Source organism: Streptomyces sp. DSM 116793 (assembly GCF_057320905.1).
In genome coordinates this window covers 2,789,837-2,807,961 of the sequence record NZ_CM170494.1, presented here as the reverse complement: position 1 = coordinate 2,807,961, position 18,125 = coordinate 2,789,837, and the positions used below count along the sequence as shown (strand labels likewise).

16 protein-coding genes and 2 tRNA genes are annotated in these 18,125 nt (G+C 72.2%); 6 read left to right on the top strand and 12 right to left on the bottom strand.

Going from position 1 to position 18,125, the window contains the following annotated elements:
* Positions 1-162: 162 nt before the first annotated feature.
* Positions 163-360 carry a DUF397 domain-containing protein gene (locus ACSMXW_RS11185; RefSeq protein ID WP_485805718.1) on the bottom strand — a complete coding sequence of 66 codons (198 nt, stop codon included), beginning with the start codon at positions 358-360 and terminating at the stop codon, positions 163-165.
* A 10-nt stretch (positions 361-370) separates the two neighbouring features.
* A complete protein-coding gene (locus ACSMXW_RS11180) occupies positions 371-721 on the bottom strand; it encodes a Scr1 family TA system antitoxin-like transcriptional regulator (RefSeq protein WP_485805716.1) in 351 nt (116 codons plus the stop codon).
* Here ACSMXW_RS11180 and ACSMXW_RS11175 point away from each other — a divergent pair.
* Positions 720-1,460 (top strand): tyrosine-type recombinase/integrase, encoded by a 741-nt coding sequence (locus tag ACSMXW_RS11175; RefSeq protein WP_485805715.1) that lies wholly within the window; start codon positions 720-722, stop codon positions 1,458-1,460. The genes ACSMXW_RS11180 and ACSMXW_RS11175 overlap by 2 nt on opposite strands.
* 469 nt (positions 1,461-1,929) lie before the next feature.
* Here ACSMXW_RS11175 and ACSMXW_RS11170 read toward each other — a convergent pair.
* The 5 genes from ACSMXW_RS11170 to ehuB form a co-directional block, all read right to left on the bottom strand.
* Positions 1,930-2,006, bottom strand: a tRNA-Lys gene (locus ACSMXW_RS11170).
* A gap of 159 nt (positions 2,007-2,165) precedes the next feature.
* Positions 2,166-2,981 carry an ectoine/hydroxyectoine ABC transporter ATP-binding protein EhuA gene (gene ehuA, locus ACSMXW_RS11165; protein WP_485805713.1) on the bottom strand — a complete coding sequence of 272 codons (816 nt, stop codon included), beginning with the start codon at positions 2,979-2,981 and terminating at the stop codon, positions 2,166-2,168.
* A complete protein-coding gene (ehuD, locus tag ACSMXW_RS11160; RefSeq protein WP_485805711.1) occupies positions 2,971-3,621 on the bottom strand; it encodes an ectoine/hydroxyectoine ABC transporter permease subunit EhuD in 651 nt (216 codons plus the stop codon). The genes ehuA and ehuD overlap by 11 nt, the downstream gene beginning before the upstream one ends.
* Positions 3,618-4,367 (bottom strand): ectoine/hydroxyectoine ABC transporter permease subunit EhuC, encoded by a 750-nt coding sequence (gene ehuC, locus ACSMXW_RS11155; protein WP_485805710.1) that lies wholly within the window; start codon positions 4,365-4,367, stop codon positions 3,618-3,620. Before ehuC ends, ehuD begins: the two co-directional genes overlap by 4 nt.
* Positions 4,364-5,269 carry an ectoine/hydroxyectoine ABC transporter substrate-binding protein EhuB gene (ehuB, locus tag ACSMXW_RS11150; RefSeq protein ID WP_485805708.1) on the bottom strand — a complete coding sequence of 302 codons (906 nt, stop codon included), beginning with the start codon at positions 5,267-5,269 and terminating at the stop codon, positions 4,364-4,366. Before ehuB ends, ehuC begins: the two co-directional genes overlap by 4 nt.
* A gap of 95 nt (positions 5,270-5,364) precedes the next feature.
* On the opposite strand from ehuB, the gene ACSMXW_RS11145 reads away from it, so the two are divergent.
* Entirely contained in the window at positions 5,365-5,868 is a 504-nt protein-coding gene (locus tag ACSMXW_RS11145) for a DUF3830 family protein (protein WP_485805706.1), read from the top strand.
* Between the two features lie 102 nt (positions 5,869-5,970).
* On the opposite strand, the gene ACSMXW_RS11140 is transcribed toward ACSMXW_RS11145, so the two are convergent.
* On the bottom strand, positions 5,971-7,467 hold the full coding sequence (locus ACSMXW_RS11140; protein ID WP_485805704.1) for an amidase: 1,497 nt from the start codon (positions 7,465-7,467) through the stop codon (positions 5,971-5,973).
* 39 nt (positions 7,468-7,506) lie between these two features.
* The gene (locus ACSMXW_RS11135; RefSeq protein ID WP_485805702.1) at positions 7,507-8,463 is read right to left on the bottom strand and encodes a D-2-hydroxyacid dehydrogenase; all 957 of its coding nucleotides are present in this window, start codon (positions 8,461-8,463) and stop codon (positions 7,507-7,509) included.
* Positions 8,464-8,832: 369 nt separating this feature from the next.
* On the opposite strand from ACSMXW_RS11135, the gene ACSMXW_RS11130 reads away from it, so the two are divergent.
* The 3 genes from ACSMXW_RS11130 to ACSMXW_RS11120 all read left to right on the top strand — a co-directional run bounded on the left by ACSMXW_RS11130 (position 8,833) and on the right by ACSMXW_RS11120 (position 12,273).
* Positions 8,833-9,672: a maleate cis-trans isomerase family protein gene (locus ACSMXW_RS11130; protein WP_485805700.1), complete on the top strand. Its 840-nt coding sequence runs from the start codon at positions 8,833-8,835 to the stop codon at positions 9,670-9,672.
* A gap of 177 nt (positions 9,673-9,849) precedes the next feature.
* On the top strand, positions 9,850-10,587 hold the full coding sequence (locus ACSMXW_RS11125; protein ID WP_485805698.1) for a maleate cis-trans isomerase family protein: 738 nt from the start codon (positions 9,850-9,852) through the stop codon (positions 10,585-10,587).
* Positions 10,588-11,163: 576 nt separating this feature from the next.
* The gene (locus tag ACSMXW_RS11120) at positions 11,164-12,273 is read left to right on the top strand and encodes an LLM class flavin-dependent oxidoreductase (protein WP_485805696.1); all 1,110 of its coding nucleotides are present in this window, start codon (positions 11,164-11,166) and stop codon (positions 12,271-12,273) included.
* Positions 12,274-12,381: 108 nt separating this feature from the next.
* Here ACSMXW_RS11120 and ACSMXW_RS11115 read toward each other — a convergent pair whose 3' ends face one another.
* Positions 12,382-14,193 carry a putative bifunctional diguanylate cyclase/phosphodiesterase gene (locus ACSMXW_RS11115; RefSeq protein WP_485807965.1) on the bottom strand — a complete coding sequence of 604 codons (1,812 nt, stop codon included), beginning with the start codon at positions 14,191-14,193 and terminating at the stop codon, positions 12,382-12,384.
* 1,199 nt (positions 14,194-15,392) lie between these two features.
* On the opposite strand from ACSMXW_RS11115, the gene ACSMXW_RS11110 reads away from it, so the two are divergent.
* Positions 15,393-17,021, top strand: coding sequence for a M6 family metalloprotease domain-containing protein (locus ACSMXW_RS11110; RefSeq protein WP_485805694.1), 1,629 nt, complete (start codon positions 15,393-15,395; stop codon positions 17,019-17,021).
* A 99-nt stretch (positions 17,022-17,120) separates the two neighbouring features.
* Here the strand turns inward: ACSMXW_RS11110 and ACSMXW_RS11105 are convergent.
* Both ACSMXW_RS11105 and ACSMXW_RS11100 read right to left on the bottom strand, forming a co-directional pair.
* Positions 17,121-17,194, bottom strand: a tRNA-Lys gene (locus ACSMXW_RS11105).
* Positions 17,185-17,745, bottom strand: a complete 561-nt coding sequence (locus tag ACSMXW_RS11100; RefSeq protein ID WP_485807963.1) for a hypothetical protein — start codon at positions 17,743-17,745, stop codon at positions 17,185-17,187. The genes ACSMXW_RS11105 and ACSMXW_RS11100 overlap by 10 nt, the downstream gene beginning before the upstream one ends.
* Positions 17,746-18,125: the final 380 nt, after the last annotated feature.

The window sequence follows — 18,125 nt, the reverse complement described above, 5'->3', positions numbered from 1 at the left end:
CGAGAGCTCTGCGCGGTTGTCCGCATCATCAAGTCGATTCCGTTGTGCCCGGGGCTGGACTGTGGTTACCCCCACAGCGAAGACGCCGCAACCGGCGCCCCTCGCACGAGGCCGCCCGGCACGAGCGCGGTGCCTGTTCAGCCCCGGGTCGGGTACAACCGTTCACCCAAGGTGACCTGCACGGACTGCGTCTGCGAATTCCGACCAGGCCTCGTGGCCGAAGCTGACGATGGCGCGGGCCGGATCTTTGGAGCCGCGAACGAGTATGCGGCCCTTGCGGGAGCGTGCGCACTCGACGCATTCGTTGTTGGGATTCCCGCTATAGCTGCTCTTGCGCCAGGCAGGTAGGAAGTGGTCCACGAATTCCTCGCTACGTCAATTGCAGGTGCATCTTTCTGGCCTCGGCGATAAGGGCCGCCGAGGAGTCGGGGTCGAGGGCCTCGCCTCGAAGGAACTCGATCGCGCTGGCGTACTCGGCCCGCGCCGACGCCTCCTCCAGCACCAGGCTGCCGACCTGATTCTCGATGAAGATCACGTCGAGTGACGGATCCGGACCTCCCAGGATCACGAAACTGGTGAGGGAGGCGGCGTATGCGCCGCGTGAGAACGGGAGGACCTGGATGCTGGTGGACCCGGCGCGTCCGCGTTCCAGCAGGTAAAACAACCAGGCACGGCACACCCTCACCGATGCCGCACGCCAGGCTCGGCGCAACGGTGACATGGCGGTGGCCCGTGCGGCCCGCGCACGGCTGGCCGCGCTTCCACCCCACACAAGGCCGCTCGGCCCGGCGGGCAAGCTGTCCGTGCGGGCCACCTTGCGGGCAGCTCTGAGCGATGCCCAGGCCCAGCAGCTCATCCAGGTCAATGTGGCCAAGCTCGTCAAACTCCCCGCCGCCAGACGGCCCCGAGCGCTGGTGTGGACGGACGAACGCATCAGCACGTGGCGGCGAACCGGGGAGAAACCCTCGCCGGTGATGGTGTGGGACGCACCCCACACCGCTGCCTTCCTCACCCGTGCCCGCAGGCACCGGCAGCTCGGAGCCCTGTTCCACCTCGTTGCCTTCTCGGGCATCCGCCGCGGTGAGGCCTGCGGTCTGCGCTGGAGCGATGTGGACCTGGAGAAGGCCACGATGCAGATCCGCGAACAGATCGTGCAACTCGGCTGGGCCACCCATACCGGCCAGCCCACATCGGATGCAGGAGAACGGACCATCGCCCTCGACCCGCTGACCGTCACCGTCCTGACCGTGCACCGTCGGCGACAGAGGGAGAAGCGTTTGGCTCATGGAGCGCGGTGGGTGGAGACCGGCATCGTCTTCACCAGTGGCGACGGGACCCCGCTGCATCCGGGCTGGGTGACCGGACAGTTCAAGCAGCTCGTCCGCGAAGCCGGGCTGCCGCCGATCCGGCTGCACGACCTGCGCCACGGCGCCGCCCCCACGCCCTGTCCGCGGGTGTAGATCTCAAAGTGGTCCAGGAGATGCTCGGCCACTCCTCCCCCACGCTCGCCCGCGACACGTATACGAGCGTGGTCGACGAGGTCAAACACCACGCCGCGGGTGCCGTCGCCCGCGTGATTCTGGCAGCAGGACTTCAGCAACCAGAACGGTCACGCGTAAAGTCCCCCGTGCGGTTGCGCCGCATCTGATCCAACCCGCCCTGCCCGCGCTGAGCCCGTGTGTCGCCCCGCCGCACATGTCCTCTCACCGTTCGGGAGGTGTGTGCGGCGCGGTGCATGTACCGAGTGGAAACGGGCAGTCTGCCGCATGGTGGGGTGGGCGCTGAGCCCCGGGGCACGCATTCCCGACCAGCTGATTCGCCCACCGACGCGCCTCCCGCACACGGACCCATTTCGGACCCATACGCGATCTTGAAACGCCGAAGGGCGTCCTCGGAAACCGAGAACGCCCAGGTCAGCCCGGTGAAGGCTGGTGCGCCGCCAGGGACTCGAACCCCGGACCCGCTGATTAAGAGTCAGCTGCTCTAACCAACTGAGCTAGCGGCGCCCGCTGACAAGGAAATACTACCTGGTCCGCGGGGGTGCTCCCGACCACCCGGTGGGGGCGGGCGGTCATGGGGAGGCGGGGCCGGGGGAGCCGGCGCCGGGGACCGTGGGCCGGAGGCCCGGGCGGGGGGCCGTCGGGGCGTGGGAGACGTGGGTGGGGTCAGAGGACCGCGCTCAGGAACTCCCGGGTGCGTTCGTGTTCCGGCTCGCTGAACATCTTGTCCGGCGACCCCGACTCGATCACCCGCCCCGCGTCGAACATCAGGACCCGGTCCGAGATGTCCCGTGCGAAGCCCATCTCGTGGGTCACGCAGAGCATCGTGATGTCCGTGGTGCGGGCGATGTCGCGCAGGACGTCGAGGACGCCGGCGACGAGTTCCGGGTCGAGGGCGGACGTGACCTCGTCGAGCAGGAGCACCTGGGGGCGCATGGCGAGCGCGCGGGCGATGGCCACGCGCTGCTGCTGGCCGCCGGAGAGCTGGGTGGGGAAGGCGTCGCAGCGGTCGCCGAGGCCGACCAGGTCGAGCAGTTCCCGGGCGCGCTCCTCGGCCTCGTCCCTGGACATGCCGAGCACCGTCACCGGCGCCTCCATGATGTTCCGCAGCACCTTCATGTTGGGGAACAGGTTGAACTGCTGGAAGACCATGCCTATGTGCTTGCGGACCTCGCGGACGTGCCTGTCGCCCGCCGGCACCAGCTTGCCGTTCTTCCGCTCGTGGGTGAGGTAGTCGCCGTTCACCTTGATGGTGCCCGAGTCGGGCCTGGTGAGGGTCATCAGCAGGCGCAGGATGGTCGTCTTGCCGGAGCCCGACGGGCCGATCAGGGTGACGTGCTTGCCGGAGGCGACCGAGAAGTCCAGTTCGTCCAGGACGACATTGCTGCCGAACCGCTTGGTGACCTTGTCGAAGCGGATCAGCTCGCTGCCGTCCACGGGTGGGTTGGTGTCGAGGCTCTTGGGTGAGGTGTCAGCGGACAAGACGACGCTCCAGGGCTCGTACGAGAAGGGATGCCGGATAGGCGATGACGATGAAGGCGACGCCGACGACGGTGAACGGCTCGACGTAGCGGAAGGTCTCGGCGCCCTGCTGACGGGCCTCGTTGAGCATCTCCAGGACACCGATGCCGATGAGGATCGGCGTGTCCTTGAGCATCGAGATCACATAGTTGCCGAGTGCCGGCACCACCCGGCGGATCGCCTGCGGCAGGATCACCGCGGTCCAGGTGCGGCGGGCGGGCAGGCTGAGCGCGGTGGCCGCCTCCCACTGGCCGGGCGGCACGGCCTCGATCCCGGCGCGGTAGACCTGCATCGTGTACGTCGAGTAGTGCAGCCCGATCGCCAGGATGCCCGTGGCGAGGGCGCTGAACTCGATGCCCCACTCGGGCAGCACGTAGAAGAAGAAGAAAAGCTGCACCAGCAGGGGCGTGTTCCGGATGAACTCGGTGACGACCGCGACCGGCCAGCGCACGAAGCGGGTGGGGGCGCGGTGGAGGAGCGCCCACACCAGGCCCACCGCGAAGGAGATCACGGAGCCGAGTGCCACCGCCTCCAGCGTGGTGAGCACCCCGTCCCAGAACTTCGGCATGAAGTCACCGACGGCCGACCACTCCCAGTTCATGCGACACCTCCGGTCTCCGTCAGGTCCTTCAGGCGCTGGTTCGCGTCCTCGGGGGAGCGGCGCGGGGAGAGCCGCTTCATCAGCCCCGGCTCGGTGGGCCGGCCGATGTTCGCCTTGGTCTTCCGCTCCAGCACCCGCATGCCGCGGGAGAGGACGAAGGCCAGCACGAAGTAGATGACAAGGGTGATCGAGTAGATCTTGGCGCTCTCCTGGGTGGCCAGGCGCACCAGGTACGCGGCGAACGAGGTGTCCGCGATGCCCAGCAGGGACACCAGCGCGGTGCCCTTGAGCAGCTCGATCAGCAGGTTGCTGAACGGCGGGATCATCTCCGGGACGGCCTGCGGCAGCAGGATCAGCCGCATCCGCTGCCAGGGCGTGAAGCTGAGCGCGACCCCCGCCTCGCGCTGAGCCGGTGCCACCGAGTTGAGCGCCCCGCGCACGACCTCGGCGCCGTACGCCCCGTACGACAGGCCGAGGGCGAGCACCGCCGCCCACATCGGCACGAGCTGCCAGCCGAACAGCAGCGGCAGCACGAAGAACGTCCAGAACATCAGGATCAGGGCAGAAGTGCCCCGGAAGACCTCTGTGTAGAGGCCCGCGAGGAAGCGGACGACACGCAGGTGGTGGGTGCGGGCCATGCCGACGCCGAAGGCGACGACGGCCGCGAGCGCGGCGCTGTAGATCGTGAGCTGAACGGTGATCCATATACCGGGAAGGACCCAGTGCTCCCACAGTCCTGTGGTCATTGGGCACAGAGCTCCTTCGCGGTGAGCTTCGTCATTTCCTTCTCGGTGAAGCCGAAGGGCCGCAGGATGCGCAGCAGCTCGCCGCTCTTCTTCATCTTGGCGATCTCGACGTTGAAGGCGTCCCGCAGCGTGGTGTCCACGGGGCGGAACGCGAAGCCGCCCCCGTCGATGTGCTTCTTGCCGTCGACAAGGGGCGCGAAGGGCGCGGTGACCTCGGCCTTCGTGCTCTTCTCGACCACCGTGCGGGTGGTGAGCGCGGTACCGGAGAAGACGTCGACGCGGCCGGACTCGACGGCGTTCAGGCCGGCCACCTGGTCCTGGAGGATGACGATGTCGCTCTGCTTGATCCCGGCCTGCACCGCATAGTCGATCTCGGCGTATCCGGTGCCGGTGGCGAACTTCGCCTTGGACTTCACCACGTCCTGGTAATTGTGCAGATTGAGCGGATTGCCCTTGCGGACGATGAAGGCGTCCAGCATCTGGTATTCGGGATTGGCGAAGATGACCTGCTGGCAGCGGTCCTTGTTGATGTACATCCCCGCGGAGACCACATCGAACTGCTGCGAGTTCAGGCCCGGGATCAGCGAGCCGAAGTCGGTGGGGACGGGCTCGACCTTGCCGACGCCCAGTCTTTTGAAGATCACTCGTGCCAGGTCGGGGGCCTCGCCGGTGAAAGCGCCGTTCTGGTCGACGTACCCGAACGGCACCTCGCCGGCGATCCCGAGTCTGGCCACGCCCTGTGACCGGAGGCGCTCCAGAGTGTTGCCCTGGTCCACCCGGGCACATCCGGCCATCCCTCCGACGGTGGCGGCGGTGCCCAGCGCCGCGGCACTCGCGAGCAGGGAGCGGCGCCGTATGCCGCCTGGTTCTCGTGGTTTCTGTCTTTCCGGAGTCGGAGCCATGGGCGCGCGGCTACCCGATCTCATGCGAGATATGCCGATCGCTTTCGGCCCCGTCGCGGGTGATGCGGGCTTGACCTTGTGGGCACGATGAGGTCATGACTGATCGATTCATCGAGGTGTCCCTGGCCAAGCGCGGCGTGACCTGTACGGCGAAGCTGCTGGACGACCGGGCGCCGCTGACCTGTGCGGCGGTGTGGGAGGCGCTGCCGCTGGGCGGTGACGTCTACCACGCGAAATACGCCCGCAACGAGATCTATGCCCTCTTCGAGCCGTTCAGCGAGAAGGAGCCGCCGCTGGAGAATCCGACCGTCACTCCCATTCCGGGCGACCTCTGCTATTTCTCCTTCAACGGGACCCAGCTCGGCAGCCAGGCCTACGGGTACGCGAGCACCGACGCGGGGGTCGAGGCCGGGGCCACGATGGTCGACCTGGCGCTGTTCTACGAGCGGAACAATCTGCTGATCAACGGGGATCTCGGGTGGATCCCCGGGATCGTCTGGGGGCAGGTCGTCGAGGGGCTCGAACGGATGGCGGACGCGTGTCAGGATCTCTGGCGGGCCGGGGCGATCGGGGAGACGCTGGCGTTCCGGCGGGCGTGAGGGGCGTTTCCCAGGCCCGGGGGCCTGCGGGCCCCGGACCCCGGCTGTCGCGCCGGGGCCCTCCGGGCTAGTCCTCGGACTCCACCCGTGCCTACCCCGTACCTAAAGCGCCTGGGAGGTGCCCCCGGACGGGCTTTGGTCCAGCGCGGGACGCCCTTCGACGGCGACCCCCGCCTCGTACAGCGCATGCGCCGTCCGCAGGACGAGCGCGTCCGCGTGGCGGGCCGCCACGAGCTGGAGGCCGATGGGCAGGCCCGCGTCGTCCGTGCCGACGGGGACCGAGGCCGCCGGCTGCTGGGTGAGGTTGAACGGGTACGTGAACGGGGTCCAGCCGGTCCAGCGGCCGTCGCCGGCGCCCTGCCCGGGGCTGCCGGGCGTGGCGGCGGGCGCCTCCCGCCCCGCCTCGAACGCGGTCAGCGGCAGCGTCGGCGTCACCAGCAGGTCGTACGTGTCGTGGAAGCGGCCCATCCGGCGGCCGAGGTCCATCCGGACGTCCACCGCGGCCAGGTAGTCCAGCGCGCTGTAGCCGGCGCCCAGCGCGATGATCTCCCGGAGGCCCGGGTCGAGCAGGTCGCGTGCCTCGGCGCCGAGCGGCTCGGTGGTGCGGGCCGCGCCGCTGAACCAGAGAGTGTGGAACGCCTCCACCGGGTCCGCGAAGCCCGGGTCGGCCTCCTCCACCACCGCCCCGAGGTCGGCCAGCCGCCGCACGGCGCGGTCCACCGCCGCGCGCACCGCCGGCTGCGCCCCCGCATACCCGGCAAGCGCCGGCGCGTACGCCACCCGCAGGCCGCGCAGCGCCTCGGCGGGCTCCCGCAGCCGGGCGCCGTCGGGCGCCTGCGAGAGGGCCTCGACGTAGCTGCCGCGCACCGGGCCCAGGTGGGACCAGTCGCGTGAGTCGGGCGCGCTGATCACGTCCATCATCAGGGCGGCGTCCAGGGCGTCCCGGGTCATCGGCCCGACGTGCGCCAGCGTGCCGAACGCGCTCGCCGGGTACAGCGGCACCCGCCCGTACGTGGGTTTGAGCCCGAAGATGCCGCAGAAGGCGGCCGGGATCCGCACCGAGCCTCCGCCGTCCGTGCCCAGCGACAGCGGGCCCGCGCCCAGCGCCACGGCCGCCGCGCTGCCGCCGCTGGAGCCGCCCGCGGTGCGCGAGACGTCGTACGGGTTGCGGGTGACGCCCGACAGCGGGGAGTCCGTGACGCCCTTCCAGCCGAACTCCGGGGTGGTCGTCTTGCCGAGGAAGACCGCGCCGTGCTCCCGCAGCCGCGCCACCGACGGCGCGTCCTCGTCCCAGGGGCCCTCAAAGGCCACGGTCAGCGAGCCGCGCAGGGTGGGCGTGCCGCGCTGCAGCAGGATGTCCTTGACGGTCACAGGGACGCCGTCCAGCAGACCCTGCGGTTCGCCGCGCCGCCAGCGCTCCTCGGACGCCCGCGCCTGCTCGCGGGCCCGGTCGGCGTCCACCCGGACGAAGGCGTTCACGGAGGGCTGAATGTCCTCGCAGCGCCGCAGGGCCGCCTCGGCCACGTCGACGGGACTGAGGGTGCCGTCCCGGTAGCCCGCGATGAGCCGGGTGGCGGTCAGATCTGTGAGCTCGGTCATCCACGCTCCTTCGGGTGTGCCGCCGGTGCCGCCGGCGGCTCAGGCGCCCGGCACATAGCCGCGTTCCTTGTCGACGACGTTCGGCAGCGGCTCGCCCGCCTCCCACCGCTCGTACATCCGGACGAACTGGGCCGCGAGGTCGTCCCGCCAGCCGATGGTGTCGCCGCTCATGTGCGGGTTGACCAGCAGCCCCGGGGTGTCCCACAGGGGACTGCCGGGCGGCAGCGGCTCCTGCTCGAAGACGTCGAGGGCGGCGCCCGCGATCCACCGCCTGGACAGCGCCTCGACGAGGTCGGCCTCGACGACGAGGGGGCCCCGGCCGATGTTGACGAAGCGCGCGGAGGGCCGCATGAGCCCGAAGAACCGGGCGTCGAACATGCCCCGCGTGGCGTCCGTGAGCGGCGCCGCGCTGATCACCCAGTCGGCGGCCGCGACCAGCGGCTCCAGGTCCTCGCCGGCGTGCACGCCCGGGCGTGCGGTACGGCCCACCACGGCCGTGGTGATCCCCAGCGCTTGCAGCGTCCGGGCGATGGCCAGCCCGATGGGGCCCGCGCCGATCACGCAAGCGTGGTTTTCGGCCACTCTCTGCGTCTCTCGGTGCCGCCACTCGTGGCGGGTCTGAAGCGACCAAGTGCCTGGCAGATCCTTCGCCATCGCCAGGACGAGGGCCGCGACGTACTCGGCGATCGGCTGGTCGAAGATCCCCCGCGCATTGGTCACCACGGTGTCCGAGGCGGCCAGCTCCGGACTCAGCAGATGATCGACACCGGCGCTCGCGGTGTGCACCCAGCGTGGTCGCGGGCCTCCGCCCGGCCACGCCGAGCGGAGTGCGTGCGAGCTGAAATCCCACACCAACAGGACGTCCGCGCCGGGAAGTTGGTCGGCGAGCGTGGTCGCGTCGGTGTAGACGATCCGGGCGCGCCCGGTGAGCCCGCCGAGCCGCGGAGGGGGCTCGCAGCCCAGGACGAGCAGGGTGGGAAGAGCGGCTTCGGACATCAGGATGAAACCCTCCTGCAACGGCGTTCCGCTTCCCTGGTCAGTGTCGGCCGAGGCCGTCTGGAATATGCGGATTGACCACGCTGGCAGCCGAACCTACCTTCGTCAACACGGACCTCTTCTGCTGGCTCCGTGCGCTCTTCTGTCCCGACGTCCCGGCGTTGCCGGTCTTACGTACTCCGGAGCTCCTCCAGGGGCTCTCCGGCGCCTGTGTGATCTTCCCCGGCCGTGTCCGGTTCCGGATGCTTCACACTGGTATCCGGTGGCTCCGCGGTGATCCTCCTGACTTCGGTGTCAATCCGGCCTCGGCCGTCGCACCTCAATGCTTCTCATGCTCCTCCTGGCTCGATTTCTGAATTGGGGCTTGCAATGGACGTCTCGATCCTGGGTGGACCCCACCCTCAGCGCGGTGTGGGGATCGTCGCGCCGTTCGACTTCGCCCTCGACCGTGAACTGTGGCGGTGGGTTCCGGACGAGATCTCGCTCTACCTGACCCGCACGCCGTTCGTGCCCGTCGAGGTCAGCCTCGACCTGGCCCGGATGGTCAGCGAGCATGAGACCCTCGAGGAGGCGGTCCGCGCGCTGAGCGTGGCCGAGCCCGAGATCATCGCGTACGCCTGCACCTCCGGCAGCTTCGTCGGCGGCACCGCGGGCGAGCGCGCGATGTGCGAGGCGATGAACCGGGCCGGCGAGGTGGCCTCGCTGACCACCTCCGGCGCGCTGCTCGAGGCGCTCGAAGAGGTCTCGGCCAGCCGGATCGCCCTGGTCACCCCGTACACCGACTCGGTCACCGGCGCGCTGGAGGAGTACCTCGCGGAGGCCGGGGTGCAGGTCACGGGCCGGGCCGGGCTCGGGCTGACCCGGCATATCTGGAAGGTGCCGTACCGTGATGTGGTGGACATGGCCCGGCACGCCGTGCGCGGCGTGGCGGACGCGCTCTTCATCAGCTGCACGAACCTCCCCACGTACGACGTGATCCCGCAGCTGGAGGCCGAGCTGCGGATGCCGGTGCTGTCCGCGAACCAGGTGACGATGTGGGCCGCACTCCGCCACCTGGGTATCCGAGCCGTGGGGCCTTACCAGGCACTGCTCAACCCCGGTGCCAGGCCGGGCGCCGCGCGGTTCGACCAGCCGCCCGCCGCGGCCGGGGGCGGACCGGCCCTGCCGGACGCGCCGCCCGCGGCCGAGGCCGAGGGCGGCTGGGCGTGACCGCGCGCGCGTCCCGCCGGCTGAGGGACCACGGCGCCGGGCCGTCGCGGGCCCACCCGGCGGCGCCCGGCGCCGCCCGCCGGTCGTCGGCGGTGCCCGGCGGCCCCACCCGTCATCGGGTGGTCCGTCCCCACCGGGCGGCCCACCCGGCGTAGTACCCGCAGAAGGAGGCTGGACGTGACCGCACTGGGATTCCTCTATCCCGGCTACTCGGCGGAGGACGACTATCCGCGCATGGAGCAGCTGTTCGGCACCGGTGTCCGGCTCACCGTCGTCCACACGGACATCGGTGAGGACGCGCACCGCGTGGACGCGCTGCTCGAGATGGGCTCCGCGGACCGGCTGTCGGCGGGCGTCGAGGAGCTGCGGCTGTCCGGTGCGGAGGCCGTCGTCTGGGCGTGCACCAGCGCCAGCTTCGTCTACGGCTGGCAGGGCGCCCACGACCAGGTGCGGTCGCTGGCCAAGTCCGCGGGGCTGCCCGCGTCCAGCACGTCCTTCGCGTTCCTGCACGCGGCGCAGGAGATGGCGGCCGAGCGGGTCGCGATCGCGGCGACCTACCCCGCGGACGTCACCGCGCTCTTCAGGGACTTCCTGACGGCCGGCGGCATCGAGGTGCTGACCACCCGCGCCAGCGGCATCATCACCGCCGCCGAGGTGGGCACGTGGGGGCGCGACGAGGTGCTCGCGCTGGCCCGCGCCGGCGACCACCCCGACGCCGAGGTGCTCCTCATGCCCGACACCGCGCTGCACACCGTGGCGTACCTGCCGGAACTGGAGGATGTGCTCGGCAAGCCGGTGCTCACGGCGAACCAGGTCACGGCCTGGGAAGGGCTGCGGCTCGCGGGGCGCCGGGTGAACGCGCCGGCGATGGGGGCGCTCTTCACGAAGGAGCCGTTGGTTCAGGTCACGACCTGAACCGGGGCCGCGTGGGCGGGCCGGGGGCGGTCCGGAGGGGTGCGGGGACTGTGCGCGTGGCCGGGTGCTGTCCGGTGGTCCGGGGATGGCGGGAATCGTCTTTTCGGGGCCGGTGGCGACGTGCGGGTTTCGTTGTGGCTGGTCGCGCAGTTCCCCGCGCCCCTTGGGGGCGAGCCCCAACGGGAGGGCGTCCCCGCAGGGGTGTGGGGACTGTGCGCGTGGCCGGGTGCTGTCCGGTGGTCCGGGGATGGCGGGAATCGTCTTTTCGGGGGCGGTGGCGACGTGCGGGTTTCGTTGTGGCTGGTCGCGCAGTTCCCCGCGCTCCTTGGGGGCCGAGCCCAACGGGAGGGCGTGCCCGAAGGGGCGCGGGGAACTGCGCGCGCAACCAGGTACCGGCCGGTGGTCCGGGGACGGCAGGAATCGCCCCTTCGGGGCGGTGGCGACCCGCAGGGTCGCATCGCGGCGGGGCGCACGATGCCCCGCGCCCTTCCGGGGCGCCCCGGGTTCGGGGACGGGAATAAAACGGAGCCCACCTCCCGTTCGTCCGGGCGCAGCCCAGAGATAGGAGCACCCCAGGTGAACGCGAGCGACCCCGCCCAGTCGTCCGAGGAGATCGTCGGGCACGCGAAGGGCACCGCCCCCGTGCCGCTCTCCGTGCTGGACCTGGCCACCGTCGGCGCGGGCAGTACCGCCACCGACGCGCTGCGCACCAGCGTCAAGCTGGCCCGGCTCGCGGAGCGCCGCGGCTTCCACCGCTACTGGGTCGCCGAGCACCATTCGATGCCGGGCGTCGCCTCCTCCTCGCCCGCGGTGATCCTGGCCCACCTCGCGGCGCACACCGACCGGATCAGGCTCGGCTCGGGCGGCGTGATGCTGCCCAACCACGCGCCGCTCGTCATCGCGGAGCAGTTCGGCACCCTCCAGGCGCTCGCCCCCGGCCGGGTCGACCTGGGCCTGGGCCGCGCGCCCGGCACCGACGGGGCCACCGCCGCCGCCCTGCGCCGCACCGACCGCCTGAACGAGACCGCGGACGACTTCCCCCAGCAGCTCGCCGAGCTGACCCGGTTCCTGGACGACGACTTCCCCGACGGCCACCCGTACGCCCGCATCCACGCCGTGCCGGGGCCCGTTCAGGCCAGCGCGGCTGGCGGGGTGCAGTCGCCGGCCAGGCCGCCGATCTGGCTGCTCGGCTCCTCCGGTTTCAGCGCCCGGCTGGCCGGCGTGCTCGGGCTGCCGTTCGCCTTCGCCCACCACTTCTCGGCGCAGAACACGGTCCCCGCGCTCGACCTCTACCGGGAGTCCTTCCGGCCCTCCGCGGTGCTCGACGCGCCATACGCGCTGATCGGCGTCTCGGCGCTGGCGACCGACGAGGAGCGGGAGGCGCGCCGGCAGGTGCTGGCCGCCGCGCTCGGCATGGTGCGGCTGCGGACCGGGCGGCCGGGGCTCGTGCCCACCCCCGAGGAGGCCGAGGCGTATGAGTTCAGCCCGATCGAGCGTGAGTTCATCGACACCTGGAACGCCAACGTGATCCACGGCACACCGGACGAGGTGCGCAGCGGGCTCGACGAGCTGCAGAAGCGGACCGGGGCGGATGAGCTGATGATCACCGCCAATGCGCACAGTGGGGAGGTGCGGGTGCGCTCTTACGAGCTGATCGCCGACGTGTACGGGTTGCCCGGGGCCTAGCCGGGGGGTTTCGGCGCGCCGCGCTCCCCCACTGCCTCAAGGGCGTGGGAGGCGCCCCCATCCCCGCGCCCCTTCGGGGCGTGCCCTTGCGTTCGTCCGCGGCACGGGCTACGCCCGGAGGCAGGCGCCCGCTGTCAGCATTCCGGCGATGTGGTCCGGGGCCACCGGGCGTGAGTACAGCCAGCCCTGGGCCATGTCGCAGCCGATGCGGCGCAGCCGGTCCGCCTGGCGTGGGGTCTCCACGCACTCGGCGGTGACGGAGAGGCCGAGCCGGTGCGCGAGCTGTACCAGGGCCTCGACGATCACTTCGTCGGCGGGGTTCGGGTGCGCCCCGTCGTCGTAGCGGAAGCCGTGCACGAAGGAGCCGTCGAGCTTCAGCACCGAGACCGGCAGCCTGCTGAGGTAGGCGAGGTTGGAGTAGCCGGTGCCGAAGTCGTCGATGGCGATCCTGACGCCCATGTCGCTGAGCGCCTGGAGGGCCTGGAGCGGGCGGCCGGCGGAGCCCATCACCGCGGACTCGGTGAGCTCCAGCTGGAGCAGCCGGGGCGCCAGCCCGGTCTCGGCGAGGATCTCCGCGACATCGGCCACCAGGTCGGAGTCCCACACCTGGCGCACGGCGACGTTCACGCTCACATAGACCGGAGGGACGTCGGGGTGGTCGAGCTGCCAGCGGCGGGCCTGGCGGCACGCGGTGCGCAGCACCCAGCGGCCGAGCTGCACGATCGAGCCGTCCTCCTCGGCCAGTCCGATGAACCGATTCGGCGTCAACGGCCCGAATTGCGGGTGGTGCCACCGCACCAGCGCCTCCACGCCGTGCAGTCCGCCGTTCTCCAGGCCGACCAGGGGCTGGTAGTCGAGGACGAACTCGCCCCGGTCGACGGCGGCCCTGAGCGTCGAGGAGAGCGCCTGGCGGGTCATGCGGTGGGCGTTGCGCTCCGGGTCGAAGAGCGTCCAGCGGCCCTTGCCGTCGGCCTTCGCCCAGTACAGCGTGGTGTCCGCGGCCTGCATCAGGCCGGTGGCCGTGGTGCCCGCCATGCGGCGCTCGACCACCCCGATCGAGGCGGAGATCGTGAGCCGCTGCCCGGCCAGGTCGAACGGCTCCTGGAGGGCCCGCAGCACCGACTCCGCGAGGTCCGCGACCTGCTCCGTGCCGGTCGAGTCCTCCACCAGCAGGGCGAACTCGTCGCCACCGAGCCTGGCCACCAGCGGCGTGCCGGCCCGCCCGCAGCCCGCCTGGTCCGCGCAGCGCGTCAGCCGCTCCGCCACGGCCGCGAGCAGCCGGTCCCCGACCCGGTGGCCCAGGGTGTCGTTGACCGCCTTGAAACCGTCGAGATCGAGGAAGCACAGCCCGATCCGGCCGGTGCCGCCGTCCCCGTACGCGCCGTAGAGGGGGTGGGAGCCGGGCGTGCCGGCGGGGGTCCGGGCGTCCTGGGGGTCGCGGTCGCTGTCGTACGTGTCGAACCCGCCCGGTTCGAGGGCGTTGGTGAGCCGTTCGAAGAACAGGGTGCGGTTGGCGAGCCGGGTCACCGGGTCGTGCATCTGGAGGTGCCGCAGCCGCGCCTGGAGCTCGCGGCGCGCGCTGATGTCCAGGACGGACAGCAGCACCGCGCCGCCGGTCTCGTCGGCCGTCTCGCCGGGCGGCAGCGGTACGACCGTGACCTGGCCCCACAGTGAGTGCCCCGCGGGGTGCTTGAGGCGCCGGGTGCAGCGCAGCTTGGTGCCCCGGCCGCGGAGCACCTCGCAGTAGGCCTGCCAGGTTCGGGTGTCGGAGGCGAGGTTCAGCAGGTCGGCGGCGACCCGGCCGGTGGGGTCGGCGCGGCCGGCGCCGAAGATCCGCGTGAAGGCGGTGTTCGCGTGCACCACGATGCCCCTGCTGTCGACGACGGCCAGCGCGACGGGCGCCGCGTCGAAGGCGGCCAGGTGGACGGCGGGGGAGAGCGGGACGTCGGCGGCGGGCGCGACCGGGACGGCGGGCGGGGCCGGGACCGCGGGGGCCAGCGGAAGCGCGGGCGCGGCGGGGACCGTGGGCGCGAGCGGAGTGAGCTCGACGTCCAGGGCACAGGGGACCGCCCTCGGTGCCAGGGCGGGCGGCACGGGACGGACCTGCTCCGCGCCGGTGGGCGCGGGGGCGGTGGGCTCCGGGCCGGTGGGCTCCGGGCCGGTGGGCTCCGGCGTGGTGGGCTCCGGGGTGGTGGGCCGTGAGCCGGTGGGGTCCGAGCCGGTGGTCTGGAAGCCGGTGGGGTGCGGGCCGAGGGGCTGGGGGCCGGGGGGCTCCGGGGCGGCGGTGGCCGGGTCCGGGAGCCCGGGCGCGGATCTGGGCACCGGTGAGGCTGGCGGTGTTGGTGACGGCGATGGTGCCGGTGTGGGTGACGCGGTGGTCGGGGCAGGGGCAGGGGCAGGGGCAGGGGCAGGGGCCGAGGTCGGGCCGTCGGTCGCGCGGGGCGCCGGACTGTGCGGCTCCGGATCGCGCGGGCCGGGGTCCTCGTCGGACTCCGCGCCGCCGCGGGGCCCGGCAGCGCGGGCGCCCGGCGGCGCGCCGGCTCCCGGGTCGCCGTGGGAGCCGCGGGCGTGACGCTCCGTGACGGCCCGGTGGGCGAGGTTGGCCGGAGGGGCCGGTCCTTCGGGCGTTCCGCTCACCGCTTGCTCCCGCAGTGCAGTCGTAGTGCAGTCGATGTCGTACACGTCTCCCCCCGGTGCCTGGGGGGCCTGGGCGGCGTCCCCCGTGCTCCGGGGCTCGTCATGGGCCTCGCGGCGGGCGGGCCGGGCGGTCGGGTGGGGCCGCTTCGGCCAGGTCCGCGCAGGAAAGTGTGCCGATCATAGAGCGCGGCCCGAGGCGTATCCAGCCACGGTCCAGCCAGGCGTGGCCCGTGCGCTCCGGAACGGTTCATCGTCAGTTCATCGCCAGATCGTTTCCGTCCGGTCTTGCTCTGCCTCGGCTCTGGCTTTTTTCGGTAGTCGACCGGTCGTGACGTTCCGTGAGTGGCAAAAGAGTCATTCTTTGCTCACCCGGCTGGGTCAGGCCAACAGGACAAAATCAGACGAACGCCACCAGGCTGGGTGCGGAGTCCCCCGTTCCGCGCCCGGAGGTAGCCGTGCCGCCACCGCTCCGTCCCCAGGAGATGGCAGAGCCGTTCTGCGGGCCCGGAGGGCCGGCCGACAGTGCCGTGGACGTGATCCCCGGCATGGACAGGCGGTGGCCCGGCGGCCTCGCGGAGCCGTTCGCGCTGGGCGGCGGGGGCGGCAGGGACGACGGCGGGCGCGGGGGCGGCGGAGGCGGCGGGGAGGGCGGCGGCGACGAGCAGCCGCGCGGCGACCGGCGGCTGCGCAGCACCGGCGCGGCGTTCACCGCACTGACCGCGCTGGCCGCCACCTCGCTGGTGGCCGGGCCCGCGATCGCCGGCCGGCAGCCGGCGCCGTGCGCGCTGGAGCGCACCCGCGCGCACCACTCGGAGGGACTCGACACCTGGAACGCCGCCTATCCGCGGCCGCGCCGGACGCTGGACGCCGTGCTGGTCTTCCTCTCCTTCCCGGACTCCCGCCCGGCGACCACGCCCGCCGAACTGTTCGCCGACTACTTCCCGGCCACCAGCGGTTTCTACGAGCGGGCGTCCTACGGAAGCTTCCGGCTGCGCCCGCATCCGCGGCACGGCTGGATCAGGATGCCGCAGCCCTCCACCGCCTACCGGATACGGCGCGACTGGGACGCCGAGCGCCGGACGGAGTACCTGCGGGACGCGGTGGCCGCCGCCGATCCGCATGTCGACTTCGGGAAGTACGACCTTGTCTATTTCGTGGCCGACCCGGATGCACCCGGCGTTGATTCCGACGCAACGAAGGTGGTCAATTTCGACCGGCCTTTCACCGTTGACGGTACGAGCCTAAGACGCATCGTGACCGTCTTCGAGCGGCATCCGCCGGACCGGAATGTACTGGCGCACGAGACGGGACATGTCTTCGATCTGCCGGACCTCTACCACCGTCCTTCGGACGGCAAGGGTGACTGGGACACATACGTCGGGGACTGGGACGTCATGGGCAGCCAGTTCGGTCTTGCGCCGGACTTCTTCGCCTGGCACAAGTGGAAGCTCGGCTGGCTGGACCCGCGCCAGGTGGTCTGCGTGGAGGGCGGCGGCAGCACCCGGGTCGCCCTGGAGCCGCTGTCCGCACCGCCGGCACGCCCAGGCTCCGCCCTCGCGGCGGGAACGGCGTCCGGGCCGGACGGCCCCGGGGCGCATAGCGGCGCGGCGGGGGCGCGTGCGCCCGGTGGCGGTGGCGGGGGCGCGGACCAGGGCGGGAGCGGCGGGGCCGGCGGGGGCGGCGGGGCCGGCCGGGGCGGCGGGGTGGCTCGTGGCGGCGGTGGCGGCCCTGGCCTCGGTCGCGACGCCGGCGGGAGCGGGGGCGGTGCCGTGCGTTCCGCCCGGCTTGTGGTGGTGCGCACCAGCCGCACCAGTGCGATCGCCTTCGAGGCGCGCAGCGCGCAGGGCAACGACCGGTCGACCTGCGCCCAGGGCGTACTGGTGTACCGGGTGCGCAGCTCGACGGCCTCCGGCGGCGGGCCGGTGGAGGTGGTCGACGCGCACCCGCGGACGGCCGCCTGCTGGGGTGCGTCCGTGTACCCGCCGCTCGCGGACGCGCCGGTCGGCTCGGGCGAGCACTTCCGGGTGCCGGACGGGCGGGTGCGGATCGACCTGGGGGTGGGGGGCCGGACGCGGTCGGGGGGCTGGCAGGTCTCGGTGCGGACGGGGTGAGGGTGGGCCCCGGGGCCGGCGAGGGGGCGGGGCGCCGACGGCATGGGGACCGGATGTGAAAGGGCCCCTCGCGTAGTGCGATGGGCCCTTCACTGTCTGTGCGCCGCCAGGGACTCGAACCCCGGACCCGCTGATTAAGAGTCAGCTGCTCTAACCAACTGAGCTAGCGGCGCCTGCTGACGTCGTAGACAGTAGCACCCAGGTCGGCGCGAGGAAAAATCGATAGGCGTACCGCGCCGCCGTCCACCTCGCGCACCGCGCGGAGGCAGGCCCAGAGCAGTACCTCGGGGCCCGGGAGCCAGGGCTGCCGGGTGCCGGGGGCGACCAGCCAGTGCGGTCCCGTGGCTCCGCCCGGGGTCAGCGGCGGCACCGTCACCGCGTCGCCGGGGCCGTGGCAGAGCAGCGGCGGCACCGCGTGGCGCCGGTTCCCGGTGGCGGTGCCCCACTCCTCCCAGCGGAGCAGGGACGGCAGGCGGTGGGCGGTGCCCGGTGCGGCGAAGAGGAGGGTGCGGCCCCGGTGTGCGGCGACGGGGCCCGAGCCCGGGCCCTCGGCCCGGAGGTGGTCGAGCATCCTTCGGCCGAAGGCCGCGGGTGCGCTCACCACGTCGAAGGCGGTGCCGCAGGGGAGGACGAGCGGGGTGGTGGGGCGGGCGGTCCAGCGGGTGAGGGTGGTTCGGGGATACGTTCCTGCGGAGACGAGCCAGGTGGCGCCCTCGCGGGTGATCCTGCGGGGGGTTGCGGCGTCCGCGGTGCCCGGGGCTCTTACGGCGCCCGCGCTGCCTGCCGTGCCCGTGCTGCCTGGGGCTCCTGTGCCTCCTGCGGTGCCCGTGCTGTTTGGGGTGCCCGTGCCGCTTGGGGTGCTCGTTCTCCCTGCGGTGCCCGCGGCGCCTGGGGTGTGCGTTCCTCCTGGGGCGTCCGGGTGGGGTTCGGTGTCGGTGTCGGAGTCGGAGCCGGTGCCTTTGTCTCGAGTGTCCTTGTCGTACGGGTGGGGGCGGGCCGGTTCGGGTCTTCCGGGAGTGGGGGCGTGCCGAGGGCTGCTCATGCCCGTCAGGTCTACCTTGCGTGAGCGGGTGGCTCCTGTGAGTTCCGGGAAATCGAGACAAG